Source organism: Sphingobium sp. TKS (assembly GCF_001563265.1).
Classification (GTDB): domain Bacteria; phylum Pseudomonadota; class Alphaproteobacteria; order Sphingomonadales; family Sphingomonadaceae; genus Sphingobium.
Genome location: NZ_CP005083.1, coordinates 3,253,997 through 3,277,447, shown reverse-complemented (window position 1 = coordinate 3,277,447; position 23,451 = coordinate 3,253,997). Strand labels below are relative to the sequence as shown.

Here is a 23,451-nt window from a genome sequence, read left to right as displayed (position 1 = left end):
CGATCGCATCTTGCACTGCTCGCCGACGGCGGGATTTGGCTTGTGCGCGGTGGTGCGGACAGTCCTCATCCGTTTCCGGCGGTCCGGCCCGATATTTCACACGACTAGAGGGGCAACTATTGCGAATCCGTCAGAATGACGGCGTGGTCCGCACTACTCTGCATGTCGGACCGCGATGCGCTGGCGTCCAGGGCGGTTAACCCTTGTTGGGGCTGTCGGAAGTGCTTGCCGCAGCTCGCCTCTTGCGCGCGCGCGGATCGCGGGAGGGCGGCTCGCCTATCCTTCTCGCTATGGAGACTACTTCCCGCCAGACTTTCTGGACTGCCTCACGGTCATCGTCCGCGTTCATCGCGATCACGACCTCAACCCTGGCGTCGCTGTCGACCACCTCCTTTGCGAGGAGGGAGCTGTTGACGGTGTCCTCGAATCCCCAGGCGACCAGGCTGATGCGGTTTGCGAGCGCGAAATGGAAAGCCGCAAGTGGGCCTTCCGAGACCCAGTGGGGGCGCGCGCCGGCGCTTAGGAATGGGCCGTAGATCGTCTCGAACGAATAGTCGTTGTCGATGAGGGGGATGGCGACGTCCAAATTGGAGATGTCGGCCATCGAGAGCTGATGCTTCTTGGCAAGGGGGGACTCCTCGGGGACCAGGAGCCGCGGGGCTCCATTGTGGATAGTAAGATAGTCAAAGCGCTCCATATCGTGGAGCCTTCCCACGAGGCAGATGTCGATCTCCCGGTCCCGGAGCTGGTTCATCAACTCCGTGGTATCGTTAACGACGGTCTTGAGGACGATTTCGGGATGGCTCGTGGAGATGGCATCGAGCAGTGCCTTTCTCGCAGGCAGCCAGAAGGACGAGTCTGCGAGCCCGAACAGAAGTTCGTTCTTTCCTGCCCCAAGGGACCGCGCCACTGATTCAACCCGTCTCGCCGCGTCGGCGATGTCTTTGACGCTCTCGAAGAATTCCGCTCCCTCCGGTGTCAGCGTCATGTGACGGTCGGCTCGGTCGAACAGGAGGAAACCGAGATGGGACTCTAGCTGCTTGATCTGCCGCGATAGCCATGTGGGTTCGACGCCCAGCTTGAAGGCCGCCGCCGGCAGGGATTTGGCGCGGGCGACATGGTAGAATTGCACCAGCCGCCTAAGATCTTGATCTATTCTCATCTGTTGTCTGCGGATCCTGGCTTAACGCGGCTGCGTGCACATCGCCGCGTAAGTAGCTAGGACGGCCACCTCCCATATCGTGTATGACGTATCTAACTTAGCTCCGGCATTTTCGACCGTCGTCGATGAAGTGCCGGCGCGATCGCTACCGCTCAAGCTCGCACCAGATGACGCTACTGCTCCATAAACACGGCGGCATTTTTCCTTGAAGATTCTACGCTATTTGCCCCCTTTCTCGAAGAGCGACCTCTGGGCCCGAGCGGTTAAATGACGTTCTTTACGGTCTGGGCGCGTGCCCAGAAAGTTCGGACGGCGCGGCGTTCGTCGTCCTTGTTCTTGAGCGCGACGACCTCCATCATCGCCGTACAGTCCGAAATCTCCCGCAGGACCAGGGAATCGCTGATGCCCTGCTCGAAGCCCCAGGCGATCATCCCCATGCGCCTCGACGCGGCGAAGTACATCGCAGCGTACACCCCCTCGGGGGACCAGTGCGGATTGGCGCCGGCGTCCAGGAAGGGTTGATAGATCAAATCGAAGGAGAAGTTGTTGTCGATGACGGGGAACACGACGTTGAGATTCTTGAAGTCGGCCATCGTGATCGTTGTCTTGGCGGCCAGGGGGGACTCCTTAGGGATGAAGAGGAACGGCCTGTTGCGGTAGATTACCGTTCGGTCGAATTCCTCCGTGGGTTTGACGGCACCTATTACGGCAATGTCGATGATGCCCTGCGTCAAGTCGTCGAACAGCTCCGTGCTCGTCTTCGCCGTCGTCGAGATGACCATCTCGGGATGGCGTGACCGGAACGAGCTTAGCAGCGCCTGCCGCACGGGGATCCAGAACGTCGAACTGCTTATCCCGACCGTCAGTTGAAGGCTTTTCTTCTGTTCCAGTGCGGAGGCGACGGATTGCGCCTCGTTCGCGGCCTGCGCCAGCTGCTTCGCCGCTGTGAAGAACTGTTGCCCCTCGGGCGTGAGCGTGACGTTCCTCGTCGTGCGCTTCAGCAGACGGCAGCCCAGCTGGTTCTCCAACTGCTGGATCTGGCGGGAGAGCCATGTGGGATCGACGTTCAGCTTCTGCGCCGCCCGGATGAACGACGTCCCCTCCGCGACGTAGAAGAAGCGCACTGCGCGCGCGAGATCGACATCCATATGCGTCACCTCGACTGACTGTCCTGCCATGCACTTGGGGGCTCGTCCCTTCCGTGTCAATGTGTCGCGCCGGGATGGCGTGGGTCCGAGTGTCCGGGATTGCTGCGAATATTGGGGTTGGCCGGGGAGGGAAGCACTTCTCATGGCGCTGGCAAGTCAGCAGGTTCGAGGTGTCGCGGCAAGGACGCAGCGTACCAAATTCCACGATCGAGCATGACAACAGCGCAGATGGACAGACACGCGGGCGGATTGTGGAGCCCCGAGGAGCACGCGATCCGCAGCGATCTTGCGGCGTGCTACCGGCTGGTGGCGCTCTACGGGTGGGATGACCTCACGGGCACCCACATTTCGGCGCGGTTGCCGGGCAAGAGGGAAGAATTCCTCATCAATCCCTACGGTATGTTTTTCGACGAGATCACCGCATCGAGCCTGGTCAAGGTGAACTTGGCGGGCGAGATCATCGAGCCATCGCCGTATCCCGTGAATCCTGCAGGGTTCGTCATTCACAGCGCGATCCACATGGTTCGCGAGGACGCTGGCTGCGTGATCCACCTGCACACCCGTGACGGGATGGCGGTCTCGGCCATTGAGGAGGGTCTGCTGCCGCTAACGCAGCCCGCGATCCTCGTCCTAAGCGAGATAGCGTTCCACGAATATGAAGGCGTGGCCACCAACATCGACGAGCGTGAGAGGTTGCCGCGGGATCTGGGCGAGAAGAACCTCATGTTCCTGAGGAATCACGGGACGCTGGCCGTCGGCCGCACGGTTCGCGAGGCCTTCCGGTCGATTGCCAACCTCGAGACAGCCTGCTCCGCCCAGGTCGCGGCGTTGTCGATGGGGCGCCGGCTGCATCTCCCGGCTCCCGAGGTGGCGGCCGACGCGGACCGCAGGTTCACCCGGGAGATGATGGCGGCGTCGGCTGAGCGCAACTGGCCCGCCCTGCTGCGCAAGCTCGACCGGGAGAACCCCGGATATGCCGACTGAGCGCCCGATGCCTTGACCAGGCGGATACGTCGAACGCCCTGCCCCTTCCGGGGTGGATGCGTTCAATTTCGAAGTGATCGACCAAGGAGTGGGACATGCGCGTATTGGTCGCTGTCAAGCGAGTGATAGACTACAACGTGAAGGCACGAGTGAAGTCCGACCATTCGGGCATCGACCTCGCGAATGTGAAGATGTCGATGAACCCGTTCGACGAGATCGCCGTCGAGGAGGCGGTTCGTCTCAAGGAGAAGGGCGTCGCTACCGAGGTGGTCGCGGTATCGATCGGGCTCCTCCAAGCCCAGGAAACGCTTCGCACGGCCTTAGCCATGGGCGCCGATCGCGCCATCCTGATCGACGCAGGTGATCGTGACCTCGAGCCGCTCTCGGTGGCGAAGGTATTGAGGCAGCTGGTCGCCGGGGAGGCGCCCGATCTGGTCGTCATGGGCAAACAGGCCATTGACGGGGACAACGCCGCCACCGGGCAGATGCTCGCGGCACTGCTCGACTGGCCCCAGGCCGCTTTCGCCAGCGATCTGGCGGTGGCGGCGGGCTCGGCCACGGTCACGCGTGAGGTCGACGGCGGACTGCAGACTCTCAAGCTCGAGCTGCCGGCGGTCGTCACGGCGGATCTACGTCTCAATGAACCCCGCTACGCTTCCCTGCCAAACATCATGAAGGCCAAGCAGAAGCCGTTACAGGTGAGGGAACTGGCCTCGATCAAGGTCGACGTGTCTCCTCGCCTCAAAGTCCTGAAGGTCGCCGAACCGCCAGTACGTGCCGCCGGCGTCATAGTTGAGTCCGCAGCCGACCTTGTCTCGCAGCTGAAAAACAAAGCGGGGGTTCTGTAATGGCCGTTCTCGTCATCGCTGATCATGACAACCAGTCGCTCAAGAGCGCGACCCACAAGACCGTGACGGCTGCACGGAAGCTGTCGGACGAGGTCGACGTGCTCGTCGCGGGCGCCGGTGCGGCAGGTGTCGCCGCTGAGGCCGCCGGGATCGCCGGCGTTCGGAAGATTCTTCTCGCCGAGAGCGACGAGCTGGGGAAGGGCATCGCTGAGGCGTTCGAAGCGCTCGTCGTGCCGCTTGCGGGGGGGTATGACTCGATCCTGACCCCAGCGACCGCGCAGGGCAAGAACATCAGCCCTCGCATAGCGGCGAAGCTCGACGTCGCTCTGATCTCGGACGTGATCGATATAGTCGACGCGGACACATTCGTCCGCCCCATCTATGCCGGCAACGCGCTTGAGACCGTGCAGTCATCGGACGCAAAAAAGATAATCACCGTCCGCTCGACAGCGTTCGCCGCAGCCGGCGAGGGAGGCTCAGCTGCTACGGAGGTGGTCCATATATCCGCCCCGCGGTGGGCAGCCCGCTTCGTCAGCGAGGAAGCGGTCAAATCGTCCCGGCCGGATCTCGCTGGCGCGAGGGTCGTCGTGTCCGGGGGGCGGGCGTTGGGATCCGCGGAGGAGTTCCGCGCAGTCATCGAGGTGCTTGCCGACAGGTTTGGCGCGGCAGTGGGCGCAAGCCGTGCCGCCGTCGACTCCGGCTTCGCGCCCAACGACAGTCAGGTGGGGCAGACGGGCAAGGTGGTCGCGCCCGAGCTCTATCTCGCGGTGGGCATATCGGGCGCCATCCAGCATCTGGCGGGCATGAAGGACTCCAAGGTGATCGTCGCGATCAACAAGGATCCGGACGCGCCCATCTTCCAGGTCGCCGACTACGGACTGGTCGCCGATTACAAGACGGCGGTTCCCGAGCTGATGCAGCAGCTTGGTGACCTGGGATGAGCCTCGACCGGCACGCGACGCGGCGGTGCGCAGATCTCAGCGGACCTCACGCGCGTCGATGCCTGGATGCGCTGACGCCTGGCGCAGGCCTTAACTCCTCGATGAACTGGAGGAATTCATGAGCATTGACTCCCTTACTGGCCTTGCCGCTGCGCAGGGCATCCCATCTCTCCGCCCCACGATCTCGGGTCGTGAGCATGTCGTGACCGCCGGTCATTACCTAGCGGCGCAGGCCGCCCATTCCATCCTCGAGGCAGGCGGCAATGCGGTCGACGCCGGGGTCTGCGCGGTATTGGTGATGGGCGTGGTGCAGAGCGAGATGGTCAACATCGCCGGCGTCGCGCCGATCGCGGTCTACCTGGCCGAACGCGACGAGGTGCTCACGATCAGCGGGCTCGGATACTGGCCGCGCCGCGTCACGCCTGACCTCTTCGTCAGGGAGCACGGCGGAAGCATTCCAGAGGGTATCCTGAGGACGGTCGTGCCCGCCGCGCCGGACGCATGCATCACGGCGCTCGCGGACTTCGGGACGATGACGTTCGGCGAAGTTGCGCGAAGTGCGATCGGCTTTGCCCGTGACGGCTACGTAATGTACCCGTTCCAGGCGAACCTTCTGGAGACCTTCGCGGATACGCTGGCGCAGTGGCCGAGTTCGGCTGAGATCTACCTGCCGAACGGCGCTCCCCCCAAAGTCGGCGACCTGTTTGTCCAGGCCGATCTCGCCGCGACCCTCCAGTACATGGTCGATTGCGAGACGGCTGCGTCTGGCAAGGGGCGTGAAGCTGGCTTGGATGCCGCCCGCGATGCGTTCTATCGGGGCGATATCGCCCGGACCATTGTAGATTACCACGAAGCGAACGGCGGACTCCTCACCATGGAGGACATGGCCGGCTTTCGGGTCGAGACGGAGAGGGCGCTGGCGAGGAAGGTCGGATCCTCCACTGTCTACTCCTGTGGAGCCTGGTGCCAAGGGCCCAGCCTGCTTCAGATCCTGGCGACCTTGGAGGGCGTCGATCTCGTCGCTCTCGGCCACAATAGCACAGCCTACGTCCACACTATCACCGAAGCCATCAAGCTGTGCTTTGCCGACCGCCATCATTACTTCGGGGATCCTCACTTCGAGGACGTCCCCGTCGATGAACTCCTGAGCGCATCCTATTGCGCCGAACGGCTGGCGCTGATCTCGCCGACCGCGGCGTCGCCCAAGATGCCTCCGCCGGGCAGCGTCGGTAAGGACCACAGAGCGAATGTGGAGGACACTCCCCGCCGACCTCCCACGCTGCCGGCTCTGGACACGTCCTACGTGGCCGTCATCGATGGCCAGGGGAACGTGTTCTCCTGCACGCCTAGCGACGTATCGACCGATACCCCGGTGGTCCCGGGGACTGGTCTGTGCCCCTCCTCGCGAGGCAGTCAGTCCTGGGCAGACCCGTCTCATCCCTCCAGTGTCGCTCCGGGTAAGCGCCCGAGGCTTACGCCTGCGCCGTTCCTGTTCCGCACCGATAGCGGTGGAATCGGAGCGTTCGGGACGCCGGGCGGCGACGTCCAGCTGCAGGCGCTGGTTCAGGTCTGGCTGAACATCGAACTGTTCGGCATGTCGCCCCAGCAGGCCGTCGAGGCGCCGCGTTTCGCCACCTATAGTTTTCCCGACTCGTTCGAACCCCATGCGTACAATCCGGGTCGGCTGAACCTCGAGGCGCGCTTCGAGGACGATCAGATGGCAGCCCTGGCCAAGCTTGGGCACGACGTCGTGCCCTGGCCGGACTTTGCTTGGCGTGCGGGAGCGGTGTGCTTCGCGCGAAAGTTGCCTTCGGGCGTGCTGGAGGCGGCTGCGGATCCGCGCCGGCCTGCTTACGCGATTGGGCGGTGAATCCGGTGCGGTGCCGAGGATGGGTGGATCTCTCATGAGCTACGATACCATCGTGTTTGAGCGCGAGGACGGCGTCGCCAGGATCCGCTTGAACCGGCCTGATCGGCTCAACTCGTTCACCGTCCGGATGCACGAGGAGGTCGCTTCCGTCATCGACGAGCTGGCGGTGGACGCTGGTTTGAAGCTCCTGTTGCTGACAGGCGAGGGGAGAGGGTTTTGCGCTGGCCAGGATCTTCTCGAGTTCGAGAGGGAACCTGGCGATCCCCTTCGCGACCTGGGCGAGGCCTTGGAGTTCAGGTGGGGGCCCTTGGCGCGACGCCTCGCCAGGCTACTCGCGCCCGTGGTCTGTGCCGTCAATGGTGTGGCTGCAGGTGCCGGAGCCAGTCTCGCGTTCGCGTGTGACATCGTGATCGCACGCAAGAGTGCGCAATTCATACAGTCGTTCGCCCAGGTTGGCCTCGTGCCGGACTGCGGCGGCACTTGGGCACTCCCGCGGCTTGCCGGGCAGGCGCGTGCGATGGGTTTGGCGCTCACGGCCGAACCCATCTCCGCCGCGACCGCCGCGGAATGGGGTCTCATTTGGCGGGCGGTCGATGACGAAGGGTTCGACGCAGAGGTCGAGACGCTGGTGCAGCGCCTTGCGGGGATGGCCCCGCTGGCGCTCGCGGGGATCAAGCGCGCCATCAGGGCCAGCAGCGCTTCGACGCTGGACCAGCAGCTGGATCTCGAACGGGATCTGCAGAGGCAGCTCGGCTGGAGTGAGGACTATTCCGAAGGACTGAGCGCGTTCGCGGAGAAGCGGCGCCCGGTCTTCAAGGGACGCTGAAGGGGACTGTGGTAATGGGCGTGTTGGACGGCAAGGTTGTGCTGGTCACAGGTGGGGCGAACGGCATCGGGCGCGAGTGCGCTCTGCTGGCGGGCCGAGCGGGTGCCAAGGTGGTCGTGAACGACCTGGGCGCGGGCGTTTCGGGAAGGGATGACGATTCCGTTGAGACCGCCGAGGGGGTGGTCCGGGAGATCCGAGCGGGCGGCGGTGAGGCCGTTTCGAACGGCGAGAGCGTGGCAAGCTATGGCGCCGTTGAGCGGATGGTCGCCCAAGCTCTCGACAGCTTCGGCCGCATCGACGCCGTCATCAATCCGGCCGGCATCCTGCGCGACGGCATGTTCCACAAGATGCGGGAGGTCGACTGGGATGCGGTGGTCGAGGTTCATTTGCGGGGAGCATTCAACGTGTCGCGCGCCGTCGTGGAACTGTTCCGCGAACAGGGCGGCGGCTCCTTCGTGCACTTCACATCTACCTCAGGGCTGATCGGGAACCTGGGGCAGGCGAACTATGCCGCGGCGAAGATGGGGGTGGTGGGTCTTTCCCGGATCCTGGCCATGGAGGGCGCGGTCAAGGGTGTTCGTTCGAACGTCATCGCGCCCTTCGCCTGGACGCGCATGATCGCCACCATCCCGGTGACTGACGAAGCGTCGGCGCAGCGCGTGGAGCGGATGCGCACGGGCATGAGGGCCGATCAGGTGGCTCAACTCGCCATCGCCCTCGCTGCCGACGCGGCTTCTGATGTCACGGGCCAGATTTTCGCTGTTCGCGGCAATGAGGTCATTCTTTTCAATCAACCCCGTCCCGTCGCCTCTGTGGCGCGAAGCGACGGTTGGACGCCTGAGACGTTGCTCAGCGAGGCGCTCGGCGCGCTGAAACCCAAGTTCACCGACATCGGCGCCTCCGCGACTGTCTTTCCCTACGACCCCGTCTGATAGGAGCCGCCATGCGCCGCGCCGCCATTGTTAGCCCCGTTCGAACCCCCGTAGGCAAGTTCCTGGGCGCGCTCAGCACCGTTCCGGTGGAGAATCTCTGCTCCGTGGTGGTCAAGGCCGTCGTGGCTCGCAGCGGGGTCGATCCTGCTTTGATCGAGGACGTGGTCTTCGCGCAGAGTTACGCCAACAGCGAGACGCCCTGCGTCGGCAGGTGGGCGGCTCTCGCCGCGGGCCTCCCGATCGAGGTTCCCGGAATGCAACTTGATCGGCGCTGCGGCGGGGGGCTGCAGGCCATCGCCACCGCCGCGATGATGGTCCAGACGGGCGCCGCCGACGTCGTGCTGGCTGGCGGCGTCGAGAGCATGAGCAACATCGAGCATTACGCGACTGGGCTGCGCAGCGGTGTCCGGCAGGGTTCACTTACGCTTCACGACCGCCTCGACCGGGGGCGTGCGCGCTCGCAGCCCGTAGACCGCTTCGGACAGATATCCGGAATGGTCGAGACTGCCGAGAATTTGGCCGGGCAGTATCAGATCTCACGCGAGGAGGCTGACGAGTTCGCGGCGGAAAGTCAGCGGAAGGCGGCTCGTGCATGGGACCTCGGTATCCTGAGCGACGAGATCGTTCCGGTTACCGTCCCCCAGAAGAGGGGCGAGGCGTTCGTCTTCGACCAAGACGAAGGGGTGCGGGGAGACACCACCGCGGAGACGCTCTCTAAGCTTCGCCCGATCATGGCGAATGGCATCTGTACGGCGGGCAACTCGAGCCAGCAGAACGATGCGGCGGCTGCATGCCTCATAGTGGCAGAAGATATGTTGGTGCCACTCGGTCTTCAGCCCATGGGGTTTTTGGTAGGCTGGGCGGCCGCCGGTTGCCATCCGGCGACGATGGGTATCGGGCCCGTTCCTGCGGTGGAGCGCCTGTTCGCCAAAACCGGGTTGTCGTGGAACGATATTGGTTTGGTTGAGCTGAACGAGGCTTTCGCTGCACAGGTTCTCGCGGTGATGAAGGGTTGGAATTGGGACGAACGTGACAAGCTCAACGTCAATGGGTCCGGCATTTCGCTTGGCCACCCTATCGGCGCGACTGGGGTGCGCATCATGACGACCCTGCTGCACGAGATGCAGCGCCGCGACGCGCGTTACGGGTTGGAAACCATGTGCGTCGGCGGCGGCCAAGGCGTGGCGGCCGTGTTTGAGCGCGCTTAGCAGGGATGACGCCAACCGAACCGCTTCGGGGACAGCGGTCTCCGTCCCGCTTAGACCGGAATTGAGGAAACATCTGATGCAGCGATTTCGCACCTTCGTGGACCCATATATCCTGGCGATGTTCGCGATGGTCGGCCTGGCCGGCGTGTTACCCGCGCGCGGGCAGGGCGCTGAGGTCGCCGGCATGGCCGCCAACGTGGGTATCGTATTCCTCTTCTTCCTTTATGGCGCGAGGATTTCTCGCGCTGAGGCTTGGGCGGGGATGGCTCAATGGCGGCTTCAGTTGGCGGTGCTGGCCACGACGTTCTTGCTGTTTCCGGTGCTGGGGCTGGGGCTGGTCGCCGCCACCGAGTCCATCCTGCCAGCGGCACTCGCGAGCGGTCTGATGCTGCTGTGCGTACTTCCCTCGACTGTGCAGTCGTCAATCGCGTTCACATCCATTGCCCGCGGCAATGTGCCCGCAGCGCTCTGCGCCGCGTCCGCATCTAACATCGTCGGTGTGGTGCTAACGCCAGTGCTTGCCGGCTCGCTCCTGCAGGTGGCTGGTGCCGAGCTTTCGTTCGGTGTCTTCCGAGACATTATGTTGCAGCTGCTGGCGCCATTTGTCGCTGGCCAGTTGTTGCGTCCACTGATTGGAAATTGGGTCACGCGCAACAAGCTGCTGTTGACGTTTGCGGACCGCGGATCGATCCTGCTGATCATTTACGTCGCGTTCTCGCGCGGTGTGGTGAGCGGGGTCTGGGACCAGGTAAGGCTGGACGACTTGGCAGGACTGCTCGCGATCCTCGCCGGGCTATTGGCGAGCGTTCTGATCCTTACGTGGACGTTCGGTCGGAAAGTTCTGGGTTTCAAGGAAGCCGACGCGATCGTCTTACAGTTCTGCGGTTCGCAAAAGTCGCTTGCCAGTGGCCTTCCCATCGCGACCGTCCTCTTCGCAGGCCCCTCGTTGGGGCTGATCGTCCTGCCGCTGATGCTCTACCACCAGATGCAGCTTGTAGTGTGCGCGGTCCTCACCCGCCGCTACAGCGCGCGGACTGAGGGAAACGCGGAGGCTGCCATTGCTTCCCTGTCCGCATAATGCGGGGCAGATCACCGGTGCCAATCTCACCGTGGCCGGTCGAGAGAGCGAATTCGCAGTTGCCACTTTTCGCGAAGAGTGTGGCGTGAGCGAACAATATATCGAAGTGGTCGATATTACTATCGGTCGTCAGGCTAAGGTTCGCTTCGGAGATTGGAAATGATCGTCAGTACGTTCGAAATCTTCAAGCTAGGGGTCGGTCCTTCGAGCAGTCATACGATGGGTCCCATGACTGCCGCGAAGCGGTTCGTGGAGGAAATCGAGAGAGATAATTTCATCGCATCGACGGTCACGGTGAACGTAACCCTCTTTGCATCACTGGCGCTGACCGGTCGTGGCCACGCCACTGACCGCGCAGTTTTATTGGGGCTGTCGGGCTTCTCGCCAGATACGATTGACCCCGATGCTGCAGAACTCGCATTTCAGGCGGTTCTCTCCGATCGAAAACTCATTCTTGGTGGCATGCGCTCCATTGAGTTCGACGTCGGCGCAGACATCATCTGGTCTGGAACCGAGCGCCTTCCTGGGCACCCTAATGCTCTCCGGTTCGATGCGCTTGATGGAAGCGGAGCCGTGATCTTCACTGCGACCTACTACTCGATTGGTGGTGGCTTCGTCGTCAAAGAAGGTGAAACCGCCGTGGGATCGGCAGGACACAATCGACGCCGCACCCCGCTGCCTTTCGCATCTGCAAAAGAGCTACTTCAGCAGGCATCCAGCGCAGGATTAACGATCGCCGGCGTCATGCGTACCAATGAACTCGCATGTAGGACCGGGGAAGAAATAAACATCGGCTTGGACCGTATTCTTTCTGGAATGGACGCCTGCGTCGAACGCGGGCTTTCTCAGGAAGGCGAGCTCCCGGGTGGTCTCCGCGTTAAACGTCGGGCCAGGGAAATGCTCGTCAATCTCCAGGAACGAGAAGCGGCGGGAAATCCCGACGCGTTGGCGGCCATGGATTGGGTCAATTTGTGGGCGATGGCCGTCAACGAGGAGAATGCCGCGGGGGGGCGGGTCGTCACTGCGCCGACGAACGGCGCGGCTGGCATCTTGCCTGCGGTACTCTGGTATTTTGACCGGTATCATGGCTCAGATCCGGAGAGCCGACGGGTTTTCATCCTGACGGCGGCTGCGATCGGAGCGCTTTACAAGCGCAACGCCTCAATTGCGGGAGCGGAGGTAGGGTGCCAAGGAGAGGTTGGCGTAGCCTGCTCGATGGCCGCTGGAGCGCTGACGGCCGTCCTGGGCGGGACAATCGCTCAAGTGGAGAACGCCGCGGAAATAGCGATGGAACACAATCTCGGCCTGACCTGCGATCCTATAGCGGGCCTCGTCCAGATCCCGTGCATTGAGCGCAATGCCATGGGGGCGATCAAGGCGATCGACGCGTCGCGCCTCGCGCTGATCGGCAACGGGGAGCACCATGTATCGCTGGACAGGGTCATCGAGACGATGAGGCGAACCGGTGCCGATATGAACGTCATTTATAAGGAGACCTCCTTGGGAGGACTGGCCGTTAGCTTCGCGGATTGCTGACGCAGCCAAGAGGCAGGGAGGGGCTAGAGACAGGGATTTTCAAGCGAGAAGCAGCTCCTATGCAAAAAGCTGAGTTCAGAACCTTTTCCACTACCACCACCCCCCATCTGCGGGTCGCTTTCCTGCCGATGCCGAACTTCACGATGCTCGCGCTTGCGGGGTTCATAGACACGCTGCGTTTAGCTGCGGACGAGGGCGACCGATCCAGGCAGATTCATTGCCAGTGGTCCGTCCTGAGTGAAAACCGGCAAGCCGTGAGGGCCAGCAACGGCGTGGTGGTTCAATCGCACGACGGCCTGATCGACTGCCGAACATTCGACTATATCGTTGTGGTGGGGGGGACACTTCAAGAACTGGATGAGGGTGGGGCGCTCTTCGCGTATCTACGAGGGGCTGCTGGTGCTGGAATCCCACTTGTCGGTTTGTGCAACGGCGTGCTCACGCTCGCGCGCGCGGGCCTTATGCGTGGGCGGCGTGCTTGCGTCAGCTGGTTCCATCACCTCGAGTACGCTGCTGAGTTTCCAGACCTGCGGTTGATCTCAGACCGAATGTTCCTCGTGGATGGCAACCGCATCACCTGCCCTGGAGGCGTCGGATCTGTCCATCTGGCGAGTTGGCTGGTGGAGCGTCATCTCGGCCCCGGGTCTGCCACGAAGGGACTGCGCATAATGTTGGAAGAGGCGCAGAGGCCTGCAGAGGCTCCACAGCCCGTTCCGGCTCTGCCAGGCTTCTCTCACGCCCGCGATCGACGAGTTCGAAAGAGTTTGCTCGCGATCGAGCGACTGCTGTCCCGGCGTCTGAGCCTTGCCGAACTCTCTTCGCTCGTGGGATCGACGCCGAGGAACCTGACGCGGCTTTTCCTCAATGATCTCGGGATGACACCCAAGGCAGCGCAGGACGCCATACGAATGGACCGTGCCAAGGACTTGCTCGGTCGAACCCAATGGCCGATCGCGCAGATAGCTGATGAATGCGGTTTCACAGACGCGTCGCACCTTATCAAACGCTTCCGCGCATCCGAAGGGATGACCCCTTCACGTTACCGTGGCGGCTCCTCCAGCGCATCTTCCGTTGAGCGGTGCCCCGATTGAGGAACCCGCGTTCACCAACGCCATCATCGATCTTCAACAATTGCCTAAAAAGCAAATTTACCTAAAAGGCAAAATAATGCTATCAGCGAGTCGATAACGAGGTGACTGATGATCAACAAGAATGTCCTGATATCCGGAGCGAGCATCGCAGGTCCAGCACTGGCCTACTGGCTGAATCGCATCGGTTGCAAAGTGACTGTGGTCGAACTTTCGCCGACCTTGCGCCTCGGAGGCCAAGGTGTGGATGTTCGTGACCAGTCGATCCAGGTCGTCGAGCGGATGGGTCTGATGGACATAGTCAGAGCGCGGAGAGTCGACGACATCGCGGCGAACTTCGTTGACAAGAAGAACCGCCTCATCGGCACGTTGGATATGCAAGCCCTCCAGATCGAAGGGGGTGGGGCCGCGGAGATTCGTCGTGGCGAATTGTCCAATGTTCTTTACGATGCGACGCGCGACGACGTTGAATACGTCTTCGGAGACGCGATCAGCGGAATCAAGCAGGACGAATCCGGGGTCGACGTCACGTTCGAGCATGGATCTCCGCGCAGGTTCGACTTGGTGATCGGGGCAGATGGTTTCCACTCGGGAGTGCGCCGCTTGGTTTTCGGCCCTTCTGAACAGTTCGTGAAATTTAAGAAGCACTATTTCGCAGTCACGATGGCGTCCACGCCATTTGCTCAGAAGAGGAAAAGCACCCTTTTCAATGAGCCGGGGAAGTCTGTGATGGTACAAGCCTCGGGCAATGGACCGTCGATGGTCTACCTTGCTTTCCGTCAGGAAGAGCCAATCGAATATCACTATCGGGACATGGAGCATCAGCGGCAGATTCTGCGCGATGCATTCAAAGGTGTAGGTTGGGATACCCAGAACATCATCAAGCAGATAGATAATGATCCTAACTTTTACCTGGACGCCCAGGCGCAGGTCATAATGCCCTCTTGGTCAAACGGACGAGTGGCGCTTGTGGGCGACGCGGCCCACTGCGCATCGCCGTTCTCGGGCGCTGGCGGACTGCTGGGCCTCATTGGTGCCTATCGCCTGGCCGGCGAGCTATTCGCAGCCAATGGTGACCATGTGGAAGGTTTCAAAAACTACTATGCGGCTCATCGTCCCCTGGTTCTTGAAAAGCAGGGGCACTTGTTCACGGGAATGTTCGTGCCAAGTACCTGGTGGGGGACGAAACTTCGAAACGGGCTGGTAAGGTCGGGTTTGCTGAAGCGTTTCTTCGGGCTCGACAAGCCCAATACCACGCCACTGACCGATTACGGAATGTAGTGGCCGGAGACTAAAAGTGTCATCGACAGTAACTCTTCGGGAACGCAAGAAGGACGCCACCAAGACTGCATTGGCAAATGCGGCTTTGGATCTCGCCGATAGGCACGGGCTATCCCAACTGCGGATCGAAGATATCGCCGAGCAGGCTGGCGTGTCTTTGAGGACGTTCCGGAACTACTTCGCGAACAAAGAGGCGGCGGTCGTCGGGCTTTTGACCCATAACTACGATCTCGTCGTCGAGGCATTGCGCAAACGCCCAGCGGATGAGGAGCTCTGGGTTGCGTTGGCTCACGCGTGCAAAGCGCTGTATCCGGTCGATCCGGATCGGTCATGGGTCAGGCGTATGCGGCTGCTGAGGGCCGAGCCCGCCTTGGCGGCCGAGAAATACCGGTCCGACGCGACAGGGCTTGATGCTTTGTCTGAGCAGATTGCGAAGAGAAACGAGATCGCACCTGGATCTGAGGTATATCCACGATTGGCCGCAGAGGTCACCCAGGCAGCCTTGAGGGCAGCCATCGACTACTGGCTCGACACTCCCCGGACCCCGCCCCTGCAGCAGGTCGTCTGGGATTTCATCTCGAGGATTCGCATCACGTAGACGGCGTGCTGGTCAACCCCGCCCCCTGCAAGTTCTGCAGAAGGACGACGGTCATCGGCACCAGCACATAGAGGAGACGCAATAATGATGACTGCAGACCATCCGAACGCCCTTTGGCTTGCGCAGCTTTATGAGGGAGTGGTCAGAATCCAGAGCGATCAGACGCTAGATCCCGAAGTTCGCGAGCAGATGCAGCTGGATCATCAGAAATCGGCGTTTAGCCGAGTATCGCCAGATTTCGTGATTCACACCGGAGGCGTGCGGTTGGCGGCCACGGGAGATGGAGCTTTCAGCCAAGCTTACGGTGCGCGTCGCACCGCAATTGCCGGCGACAGCTTTCGGCTAGTCAGAGTCGAGCAAATCCTGGCTGACGACCTCTACGGTGTCGTCAGCATGCTCACCCGTCTTGAACGGAACGGCGAGGTTGAAGAATTCATCGGGATGGGCGCTTGGCGTTTCGAGGGCGACTTAGCCGTCGAGCACTGGGAAATTGTTCCAGGGCAATTGTGGGACGAGGCATTTCTGATCGCCGATCCGGAATTTTCCGGAGAGGCGAGGGACTTCTGGTTCGCGAAGTAAGCGGTGGAACCGCTGGCCACTGCCACGACCATCACTCAAAATCAGCCATGGTAACGTAAATAAAGGCGACAATTATCTGAAAAGGTGGTCGTTTTGGCCATGGATTGGAAAGATTGAAATTATGGAAGATGTTAAGTCTAGAATAGAAGAGATCAGATTGGAAATCGAGGCGATTGACCGCGAACTCGTCCCTCTCATCGCGAAGCGTATCAAGCTTAATGGTACGCTTGCTCCTTTGAAAATGGCTGCCGGACTGGAGCCCCACATACCTCATCGCGTCAAGCTCGTTGTGGAGAGGTGGATGAATCTGGCGGTTGATCAAGGGATCAACCCGGAATTGGTTCGCACCTTATGTGAGCAGATCGTCGCGGAAGGCGAGAAGTCGCAGGCCGAAGAGATGAAGATTTTGGCCAGCAAATAGCGTGCAGGCTATTTCGACGGATATTCTCAGATTTCATCTATAAATCACGTTATTGGGGGTGTCTATTTCCCGTATGATTTGGAGGGCGCAAATGTCGGTAATCACACTTGACCATGTGACAATCAGAACGACCGAACTCGCTGCGACGCTTGAGTTCTACGAGAGGTTCTTTCGTCTCAGGCCAGGCTTTCGGCCGCCCTTTCCTACGGGAGGTGCGTGGCTCTATGCTGAAGGAGGCGATTATCCCATCCTGCACGTGATCGAAACCGACGTTTTGCAGCCTGGAATGCGTGACCATGTCGCATTTCGCGTTAGCGGCCTTCCGGAATATCTCGACAGAGTGAAGGCCGCAGGTACTGCATATATGGCGATAACGGTACCCGAAACCAATCTCGTGCAAGTGCAGCATCGAGATCCCAACGGCCTCCTCGTCGAAGCGACCTTCGAGAATGAAATAATCCAGCCCGAGGAGGTACGAGACTTCGCCGTCCCCTGACGGTCCTGTGCACCCATGGTCGATGAACTTAGTCGATTAGTGACTGGTCCCCTTCGTCTCTCTATGCCATCGCCCTGGCTCCAATCTGGTTAGCTGGACAGGGGTGCATCAGGACCACTTGTCACATTCCGCCGTTTCAGGCGGCTCTTTCGTCGCGTGGGTGCCGACGCCGCTGCCGCCCAGGACGACCACGCGGGCTGGCAGGCCGTTCCCCGTTGGCGCAGTGGATCGGCGTTATGCCGAACCGACGCCTGAATGCACTGTTGAAGCTCGACACAATCCGTAGCTGAACGTGAGAAGTTATGCTTCAACGGCCCGTGCGAAACCGATGGACGGCTGACTTGTCCCGGCTTTGCGCCTCGAACTCTTTCCCATCTATGATCGTGGGGACATCGCTAGTCTCGAAACACCACGGTCTTGGAACCGTTCGCGAAAGAGCGTCCGCTCAGATGGAGTGACACCGCTCGCGCCAGGACGCGGCGCTCGATGTCGCGCCCTTTGCTCACGAGATCCTCCGGGGTGTCCTGGTGACTTATGCGTTCGACGTCCTGCTCGATGATCGGTCCCTCGTCCAGGTCTGCGGTGACGTAGTGCGCGGTGGCTCCGATGAGCTTCACTCCGCGCGAATGCGCCTGGTGGTATGGCTTCGCCCCCTTGAAGCCCGGAAGGAAGCTGTGATGGATGTTGATGCATCGGCCCGCCAGGAAGGCCGCCAGGTCATCGGACAGAATCTGCATGTACCGGGCGAGGACCACCAGGTCCGCTCCGGTGTTGGTCACCAGTTCGCGGATCTTCGCATCCTGTTTCGGCTTGTCGATTTTGGTGACGGGCAGGTGGTGGAAGGGTATCCCGCCGAAATCGACGCCGGCGAACGTTTCCCTAGGGTGGTTCGAGACGATGCCGACTGGCTCCATCTGCAGTTCTCCAATCCGCCAGCGATACAGGAGATCAACGAGGCAATGGTCGAACTTGGAAACGAGGATCAGTACCTTCTTCATTTCCTCCGCGGGCACCAGCGACCATTCCATGTCGTAGTCGTCGGCGATCGGGGCGAAGCCGGCGCGGACACCCTCGGGCGCGACGGCGGGCGGAAGGCTGAAGCTCAGGCGAACGAAAAGCCGGTCCGTGTCCGTGTCGCAGTAGTGGTGTGCCTCGAGCACATCGGCGCCATGGCGGAAGAGCTCGGTCGTGATCGCCGCTACGATCCCCGGCTTGTTAGGGCAGGAAATGGTCAGCCGGTATACGGTGTCGGTCGACGTGCACCGTGTATGGGGATGGGTGGTCATCGGGTCGGTTCTCACGTGTTCGCGCACTGCTTGCCGGCATGCGCCAGATGGTGCGTCAGGTAGATGGCGAAGGATCGGAGCGCGCGGATCTGCCACGACCGCTCTGAATTCGGGCGCCACAGGACGATTTCGGCATGGCCGTAGACCGTTCGCGTGGCCCGTCCGGGAGGGAAGGCTGCTTCCGAGAGGTCTAGCGGACAGCCGGTGGCCAGCACTCGGCCCGCATTCTCGCCGGAGATCGTCCACGCGAGCTCCCTGTCGGAGATGTCGACGAGTGAGAGCGCGGTTGACACCGCCAGGCTGTGGAGGTCGTCTGCGGCGGATGACGCCTCTGCCATCAACAACCACTCGTCGGGTCCGAGCCTCAACGCGTGCCTTCCGTCCAGCGATGAACTGGCAAGGGGGGCGAGGTCCAATGGCGCCTTCCAGGCCACCGAGGCTTGCTCGATCTGCTGCGTGCGGAGCCGCAACGACCAGCTGTGCTCTTTCGAGTGGGGACGGAGAAGGAGTCCAGGCCCGATGGAGTGGCGGACGATTTTTTCGCGACTAGGCATCGAGGCGTTCCCCCTTCGGATCGAGGAAGACAGGTTCGCACACGCGCCATCGGGTCGGAGCGCCGCCCAGGCAGGTGACGTATATGAGTTCGCCGTGGCGCGCCCTGCCGTCCAGCAGTAGGCCGAGGGCTATCGGTCCCCCGAGCGTTTCGCTCCAATAGGCGGAGGTGACGTGCCCCTGGGCGGTGAATGGTGCCGCGTCTGGGCCGTTCACGAGCTGCGCTCCCTCGTCCGGCACATCCGCGTGCCCGTCGGGCAGTAGCCCAACGAGCTGCTTGCGATTGGATGAGGCGGGCCCGGCCAGCGTAAGGGATCTCTTTCCCACAAAGTCGCTCTTCGTTTTGCCGATCGTCCAGGTCAGTCCGACATCGTCCGGGGTGACCGTGCCGTCCGTTTCCTGACCGATGATTATGAAGCCCTTCTCGGCCCGCAGGACATGCAGGGTCTCGGTGCCATATACGGTCGCGCCGTGTTTCCGGCCCTCTCCCACGATGGCTTCCCACACCCTCAGACCTTCGCCCGATGGCACGTTCACCTCGAAGCCCAGCTCGCCGGTGAAGCTCACGCGGAAAAGTCTTGCTTGCACCCCTGCTATCACTCCCTCGCGGAGTGTCATGTGCGAAAAGGCATCAGCCGAGAGGTCGATGCCTTCCACCAACGGCGCCAGGATGTCGCGGGCTCGGGGACCCTGAACCGCTACGACCGCCCATTGTTCGGTCGTCGAGGTGAGCCAGACGTCGAGGTCGGGCCATTCGGTCTGGAGGTAGTCCTCCATCAGATCGAACACGCCTGCCGCCCCGCTGGTGGTCGTCGTGACGTGGAAGCGATCCTGGGCCAGGCGGCCGACCACGCCGTCGTCGAAGATGAATCCGTCGTCGCGAAGCACGATGCCGTAACGGCAGCCGCCGGACTTGAGGTTCGTCCAGGCGTTGACGTACATTCGGTTCATGAACTCGGCCGCATCAGGTCCCACGACCTCGATCTTGCCGAGTGTGGAGGCGTCGAGGATGCCCGCCGCCGCGCGGGTGGTCCGGCACTCTCGCCGCACCGCCTCTTCCATGGTCTCACCCGATCGGGGGAAGTAGCGCACGCGTTTCCACAGCCCGACGTCCTCGAACACCGCGCCTTGCGCGACCGCCCACTCGTGGGTGGGCGTCCGGCGGATCGGCAGAAACCCGTCGCCGCGATTGTTGCCAGCCAGTGTGCCGAAGGTGACAGGGGTGTAGGGAGGGCGGAAGGTGGTTATGCCCACCTGGCCCATGGGCACGCCCATCGCCTCGCCAACGACGGCCATCGCGTTGAGGTTCGACGTGCGGCCCTGGTCGGTCGCCATGCCCGTGGTTGTATAGCGCTTGAAGTGCTCGACCGAGAGGAAACCCTCGCGCACCGCCAGTCGCAAATCCTTGGACGTGACGTCGTTCTGGAAGTCTATGAAGGCCATGGAGTCCTCGGTTGCGACGCTCATGGGCACTCCGCGCATGTCGGCATCTGCATCGACGCGCGAAGAGAAGGGCGCCCGGCCGGAATCCAACCCCGCGGCGCCCGCGCCAGCTGCGAAGCCGTTCTGCAGTGCCGTCGAGGTGTGGAGGTCGCCTCGGCACGCGCCAATGCACGTCACGGGTTGCGCGGCCTTGTCGGGCACGTATGCCTCGAGCCGATCGTCCCAGCGCAGCGATCCCCGAGCCTGGGAGAAAAGATGGACGGTCGGCGCCCAGCCACCCGCCATAAGCACGAGGTCGCACCGCAGCGTCCGCCGGCGGCCGTCCGACTGCGCGATCTCGAGCGAGCTTACCCTTAGTCGTCCGCCGGCGCTCACAGGGGTTGCGCCCTGAATGACGTCAATCCCGAGCCGCTCCGCCTGCTGGACGAGCGGCGGGGAGGCCGCCGCGCGCAGATCGGCGATCGTGGTCTTAATACCCACCTCCGCCAGATCGAACGCAGCCTGGTATCCGCTGTCGCCGCGCGTCACCACCACTCCTGCGCGACCCAGGCGTACGCCATAGGCGTTATTGTAAGCGCGGGCGGCGGAGGCCAGCATGACGCCTGGAAGGTCATTCCCCTTGAATAGGATTGGCCGTTCATGGGCGCCGGTGGCGAGGATGACTTGTCTGGCCCTGACCTGACGCCATCGCTCACGCAGCGAACCCGGTGCCGCATCGAATATGTGATCGGTGACGCGTTCCGCCAGGCTGATCATGTTGTGCGATCCGTAGCGGAAGGCCGTGGTACGCGTTAGGATCGTCACGTTCGGCCGTGACGAGAGTTCGGCCGCCGCCTTCTCCAGCCAGGACCAGGCATCCAGGCCGTCGATGACTGCGCCGGGATCGGCGAGGAGCGATCCACCTAATTCGGCACGCTCGTCGCAAAGGATTACGCGCGCCGCGCCCGTGCTGGCGGCCAACGCGGCTGCCAGGCCGGCGGGTCCCGCTCCTACGACGAGCACTTCACAATGATCGTACTGCATGGCGTAGCTGTCGGGATCCGGTAATTCCGGAGGTGGGCCGAGCCCGGCGGATCGCCTGATCGCGGGCTCGTAGAGCGTCTTCCAAGCCCATTGGGGCCACATGAATGTCTTGTAGTAGAAGCCGGCGGGTATCAGGGCTGACGCGACATTGTTAATCGCCCCCATGTCCCACTTCAATGAGGGCCATCGGCTCTGGCTCCGCGCAACGAGCCCCTCGTAGACTTCAATCACGGTGGCCTGGACGTTCGGCTGAACGCGGCCGGCTCCGCGATCGATGGTGACCAGAGCGTTAGGCTCATCGACGCCCGCTCCGAGGACGCCGCGGGGACGATGATATTTGAAGGATCGTCCCATGAGATGGACGCCGTTCGCCAGGAGGGCGCTGGCGAGCGTGTCCCCCGCGAACGCCGTCATGCGACGTCCGTCGAAGCTGAAGCGGACGGGCCGCCCGCGGTCGATCCGACCTTTGCCTGGAAGGCGGAAGACGCCGTTCACTGGCCGGCCCCGAGGCGCGGCCGCGGCGAGCCGGCGGGATAGCTACCCAGGAAGGCGTCGGTTACGGTGTGGCGCAAGGCGTTGAAGTATCGGCGGCAACCGTGGACGTGATGCCACCGCTCGGCATGTTCGCCGGCGTGGTTGCTGCGCTCGTAGAGGTAACTCGCCCAGGTCGCGTCATCGAGCGAAGCGGGGTCGGTCGGCCGGGCCACGTGCGCCTCGCCCGCGTAGCGGAATTCAATTTCCGGGCGGTCTCCGCAGAATGGGCATGCGATCAAAAGCATCGGGGTCTTCTCAGTGCGCGACCGCAGCCGCCGCTGCCTCGTTGATCAGCCGCCCGGTGACGAAGCGGTTCAACGAGAAGGGGGCTGCGATCGGGTGTGGTTTGCCTGTGGCGAGGGTGTGGGCGAAGACGTGGCCGGAGCCCGGCGTAGCCTTGAAGCCGCCGGTGCCCCAACCGCAGTTTGCGTAGAGCCCGCGCACCGTCGTCTCGCCGATGATGGGCGACCGGTCCGGGGTGAGATCTACGATGCCGCCCCAGCTGCGCAGCATGCGCATCCGCGCGAATTGGGGGAACAGTTCGCAGACCGCCTCGATCGCCTGGGCCGTGACGTGCGCGCTGCCCGTCTGCCCGTAGCCGACATATGCGTCAGAGCCCGCGCCGATGACCAGTTCGCCCTTGTCGGACTGGCTGACATAGCCGTGCACCGTGCTGGACATCACCACGCAATCGAGGACCGGTTTGGTCGGTTCTGAGACGAGAGCCTGCAGGGGATAGCTTTCGATGGGCAGCCGCAAGCCCGCCATCGCCATGACCTGTGAGCTTCGGCCGGCGGTGACGACCCCGACCTTCTTGCTTGCGATGAAGCCGCGGGAGGTCTCGACGCCGGTGACCCCTCCGTCGAAACCTCGCCGAATGCCGGTCACCATGCAGTTCTCGATGATGTCGACGCCCATGCCGCTCGCTGCGCGTGCATAGCCCCAGGCGACTGCGTCGTGGCGCGCCGTACCGCCCGACCTTTGGAGGGCGGCGCCGACGACCGGATACCGGACATCGCGCGACATGTTGAGTCCGGGACAGAACTCGGCGACCTGCTTTTGCGACAGCCACTCGTTGTCGATGCCGTTAAGCTTGTTGGAGTGGATGTGGCGCTTGATCGTCTGGACGTCATGCACAGTGTGCGCCAGCATCAGGACGCCGCGCGGACTGAACATGACGTTGTAGTTCAGTTCCTGGCTTAGGCCGCGCCAGAGTTGCAACGCGTGATCGTAGAGGGCCGCGCTTTCGTCGAACAGGTAGTTCGACCGAATGATGGTGGTGTTTCGCCCAGTGTTGCCGCTGCCGATCCAGCCCTTCTCCACGACGGCGACGTTGGTGATCCCGTGCTCCTTCGCGAGATAGTAGGCCGTGGCCAAGCCATGGCCTCCACCGCCTATGACGACAACGTCATACGATTGCTGCGGTTCGGCCTTCCGCCACTGGTGGGGATAGCTGGCCTGCTTATCAAGTGCGCTTCGTAGGAGTGTCAGAGCCGAGAATTTCATGACGCGACATTCGCTGAAAACTCAGTCTACGCGAAGTATAATTGGGCCATTTCGTTGTATGATCGCGCCGGTTTCACACCTTATGACAGCTAGAAGCGAGGAAGGCGCATA

At 62.2% G+C, this 23,451-nt stretch carries 22 protein-coding genes; 15 read left to right on the top strand and 7 right to left on the bottom strand.

Annotated elements, in window-relative coordinates; genetic code table 11:
• Window positions 1-196: 196 nt before the first annotated feature.
• Both K426_RS16190 and K426_RS16185 read right to left on the bottom strand, forming a co-directional pair.
• Window positions 197-1,162: a LysR family transcriptional regulator gene (locus tag K426_RS16190; protein WP_066559213.1), complete on the bottom strand. Its 966-nt coding sequence runs from the start codon at window positions 1,160-1,162 to the stop codon at window positions 197-199.
• A 263-nt stretch (window positions 1,163-1,425) separates the two neighbouring features.
• Window positions 1,426-2,310: a LysR family transcriptional regulator gene (locus K426_RS16185; protein WP_158511753.1), complete on the bottom strand. Its 885-nt coding sequence runs from the start codon at window positions 2,308-2,310 to the stop codon at window positions 1,426-1,428.
• 213 nt (window positions 2,311-2,523) lie between these two features.
• On the opposite strand from K426_RS16185, the gene K426_RS16180 reads away from it, so the two are divergent.
• The 15 genes from K426_RS16180 (at window position 2,524) to K426_RS16110 (ending at window position 16,996) form a co-directional block, all read left to right on the top strand.
• A complete protein-coding gene (locus tag K426_RS16180) occupies window positions 2,524-3,294 on the top strand; it encodes a class II aldolase/adducin family protein (RefSeq protein ID WP_066559208.1) in 771 nt (256 codons plus the stop codon).
• A 95-nt stretch (window positions 3,295-3,389) separates the two neighbouring features.
• Window positions 3,390-4,142, top strand: coding sequence for an electron transfer flavoprotein subunit beta/FixA family protein (locus K426_RS16175; RefSeq protein ID WP_066559206.1), 753 nt, complete (start codon window positions 3,390-3,392; stop codon window positions 4,140-4,142).
• Window positions 4,142-5,083 (top strand): electron transfer flavoprotein subunit alpha/FixB family protein, encoded by a 942-nt coding sequence (locus K426_RS16170; protein WP_066559203.1) that lies wholly within the window; start codon window positions 4,142-4,144, stop codon window positions 5,081-5,083. Before K426_RS16175 ends, K426_RS16170 begins: the two co-directional genes overlap by 1 nt.
• A 118-nt stretch (window positions 5,084-5,201) precedes the next feature.
• Window positions 5,202-6,953 carry a gamma-glutamyltransferase family protein gene (locus K426_RS16165; RefSeq protein ID WP_066559197.1) on the top strand — a complete coding sequence of 584 codons (1,752 nt, stop codon included), beginning with the start codon at window positions 5,202-5,204 and terminating at the stop codon, window positions 6,951-6,953.
• Window positions 6,954-6,987: 34 nt separating this feature from the next.
• A complete protein-coding gene (paaG, locus tag K426_RS16160) occupies window positions 6,988-7,779 on the top strand; it encodes a 2-(1,2-epoxy-1,2-dihydrophenyl)acetyl-CoA isomerase PaaG (RefSeq protein WP_066561894.1) in 792 nt (263 codons plus the stop codon).
• A 14-nt stretch (window positions 7,780-7,793) separates the two neighbouring features.
• The gene (locus K426_RS16155; protein ID WP_066559194.1) at window positions 7,794-8,711 is read left to right on the top strand and encodes an SDR family NAD(P)-dependent oxidoreductase; all 918 of its coding nucleotides are present in this window, start codon (window positions 7,794-7,796) and stop codon (window positions 8,709-8,711) included.
• 11 nt (window positions 8,712-8,722) lie between these two features.
• Window positions 8,723-9,919 carry an acetyl-CoA C-acetyltransferase gene (locus K426_RS16150; RefSeq protein ID WP_066559191.1) on the top strand — a complete coding sequence of 399 codons (1,197 nt, stop codon included), beginning with the start codon at window positions 8,723-8,725 and terminating at the stop codon, window positions 9,917-9,919.
• A 76-nt stretch (window positions 9,920-9,995) separates the two neighbouring features.
• Window positions 9,996-10,997, top strand: a complete 1,002-nt coding sequence (locus K426_RS16145; protein WP_066559187.1) for a bile acid:sodium symporter family protein — start codon at window positions 9,996-9,998, stop codon at window positions 10,995-10,997.
• 159 nt (window positions 10,998-11,156) lie between these two features.
• Window positions 11,157-12,533, top strand: a complete 1,377-nt coding sequence (locus tag K426_RS16140; RefSeq protein WP_066559184.1) for an L-serine ammonia-lyase — start codon at window positions 11,157-11,159, stop codon at window positions 12,531-12,533.
• Between the two features lie 59 nt (window positions 12,534-12,592).
• Entirely contained in the window at window positions 12,593-13,624 is a 1,032-nt protein-coding gene (locus K426_RS16135; protein WP_066559181.1) for a GlxA family transcriptional regulator, read from the top strand.
• 108 nt (window positions 13,625-13,732) lie between these two features.
• Window positions 13,733-14,902, top strand: a complete 1,170-nt coding sequence (locus K426_RS16130; RefSeq protein ID WP_066559177.1) for an FAD-dependent monooxygenase — start codon at window positions 13,733-13,735, stop codon at window positions 14,900-14,902.
• A gap of 16 nt (window positions 14,903-14,918) precedes the next feature.
• Window positions 14,919-15,500 carry a TetR/AcrR family transcriptional regulator gene (locus tag K426_RS16125; RefSeq protein ID WP_158511752.1) on the top strand — a complete coding sequence of 194 codons (582 nt, stop codon included), beginning with the start codon at window positions 14,919-14,921 and terminating at the stop codon, window positions 15,498-15,500.
• Between the two features lie 84 nt (window positions 15,501-15,584).
• Complete coding sequence (locus K426_RS16120; RefSeq protein ID WP_066559167.1) at window positions 15,585-16,079, top strand: hypothetical protein; 495 nt, start codon at window positions 15,585-15,587, stop codon at window positions 16,077-16,079.
• Window positions 16,080-16,200: 121 nt separating this feature from the next.
• Complete coding sequence (locus K426_RS16115; RefSeq protein ID WP_066559165.1) at window positions 16,201-16,500, top strand: chorismate mutase; 300 nt, start codon at window positions 16,201-16,203, stop codon at window positions 16,498-16,500.
• 91 nt (window positions 16,501-16,591) lie between these two features.
• Window positions 16,592-16,996 carry a VOC family protein gene (locus K426_RS16110; protein ID WP_158511751.1) on the top strand — a complete coding sequence of 135 codons (405 nt, stop codon included), beginning with the start codon at window positions 16,592-16,594 and terminating at the stop codon, window positions 16,994-16,996.
• Between the two features lie 395 nt (window positions 16,997-17,391).
• Here K426_RS16110 and purU read toward each other — a convergent pair whose 3' ends face one another.
• The 5 genes from purU to K426_RS16085 form a co-directional block, all read right to left on the bottom strand.
• Window positions 17,392-18,282, bottom strand: coding sequence for a formyltetrahydrofolate deformylase (gene purU / locus K426_RS16105; protein ID WP_066561893.1), 891 nt, complete (start codon window positions 18,280-18,282; stop codon window positions 17,392-17,394).
• Window positions 18,283-18,293: 11 nt separating this feature from the next.
• The gene (locus K426_RS16100) at window positions 18,294-18,752 is read right to left on the bottom strand and encodes a sarcosine oxidase subunit gamma (RefSeq protein ID WP_158511750.1); all 459 of its coding nucleotides are present in this window, start codon (window positions 18,750-18,752) and stop codon (window positions 18,294-18,296) included.
• 76 nt (window positions 18,753-18,828) lie between these two features.
• Window positions 18,829-21,795, bottom strand: coding sequence for a sarcosine oxidase subunit alpha family protein (locus tag K426_RS16095; protein WP_066559157.1), 2,967 nt, complete (start codon window positions 21,793-21,795; stop codon window positions 18,829-18,831).
• Window positions 21,792-22,079: a sarcosine oxidase subunit delta gene (locus K426_RS16090; RefSeq protein ID WP_066559154.1), complete on the bottom strand. Its 288-nt coding sequence runs from the start codon at window positions 22,077-22,079 to the stop codon at window positions 21,792-21,794. The genes K426_RS16095 and K426_RS16090 overlap by 4 nt, the downstream gene beginning before the upstream one ends.
• 10 nt (window positions 22,080-22,089) lie before the next feature.
• Entirely contained in the window at window positions 22,090-23,340 is a 1,251-nt protein-coding gene (locus K426_RS16085; RefSeq protein ID WP_066559152.1) for a sarcosine oxidase subunit beta family protein, read from the bottom strand.
• Between the last annotated feature and the right edge of the window lie 111 nt (window positions 23,341-23,451).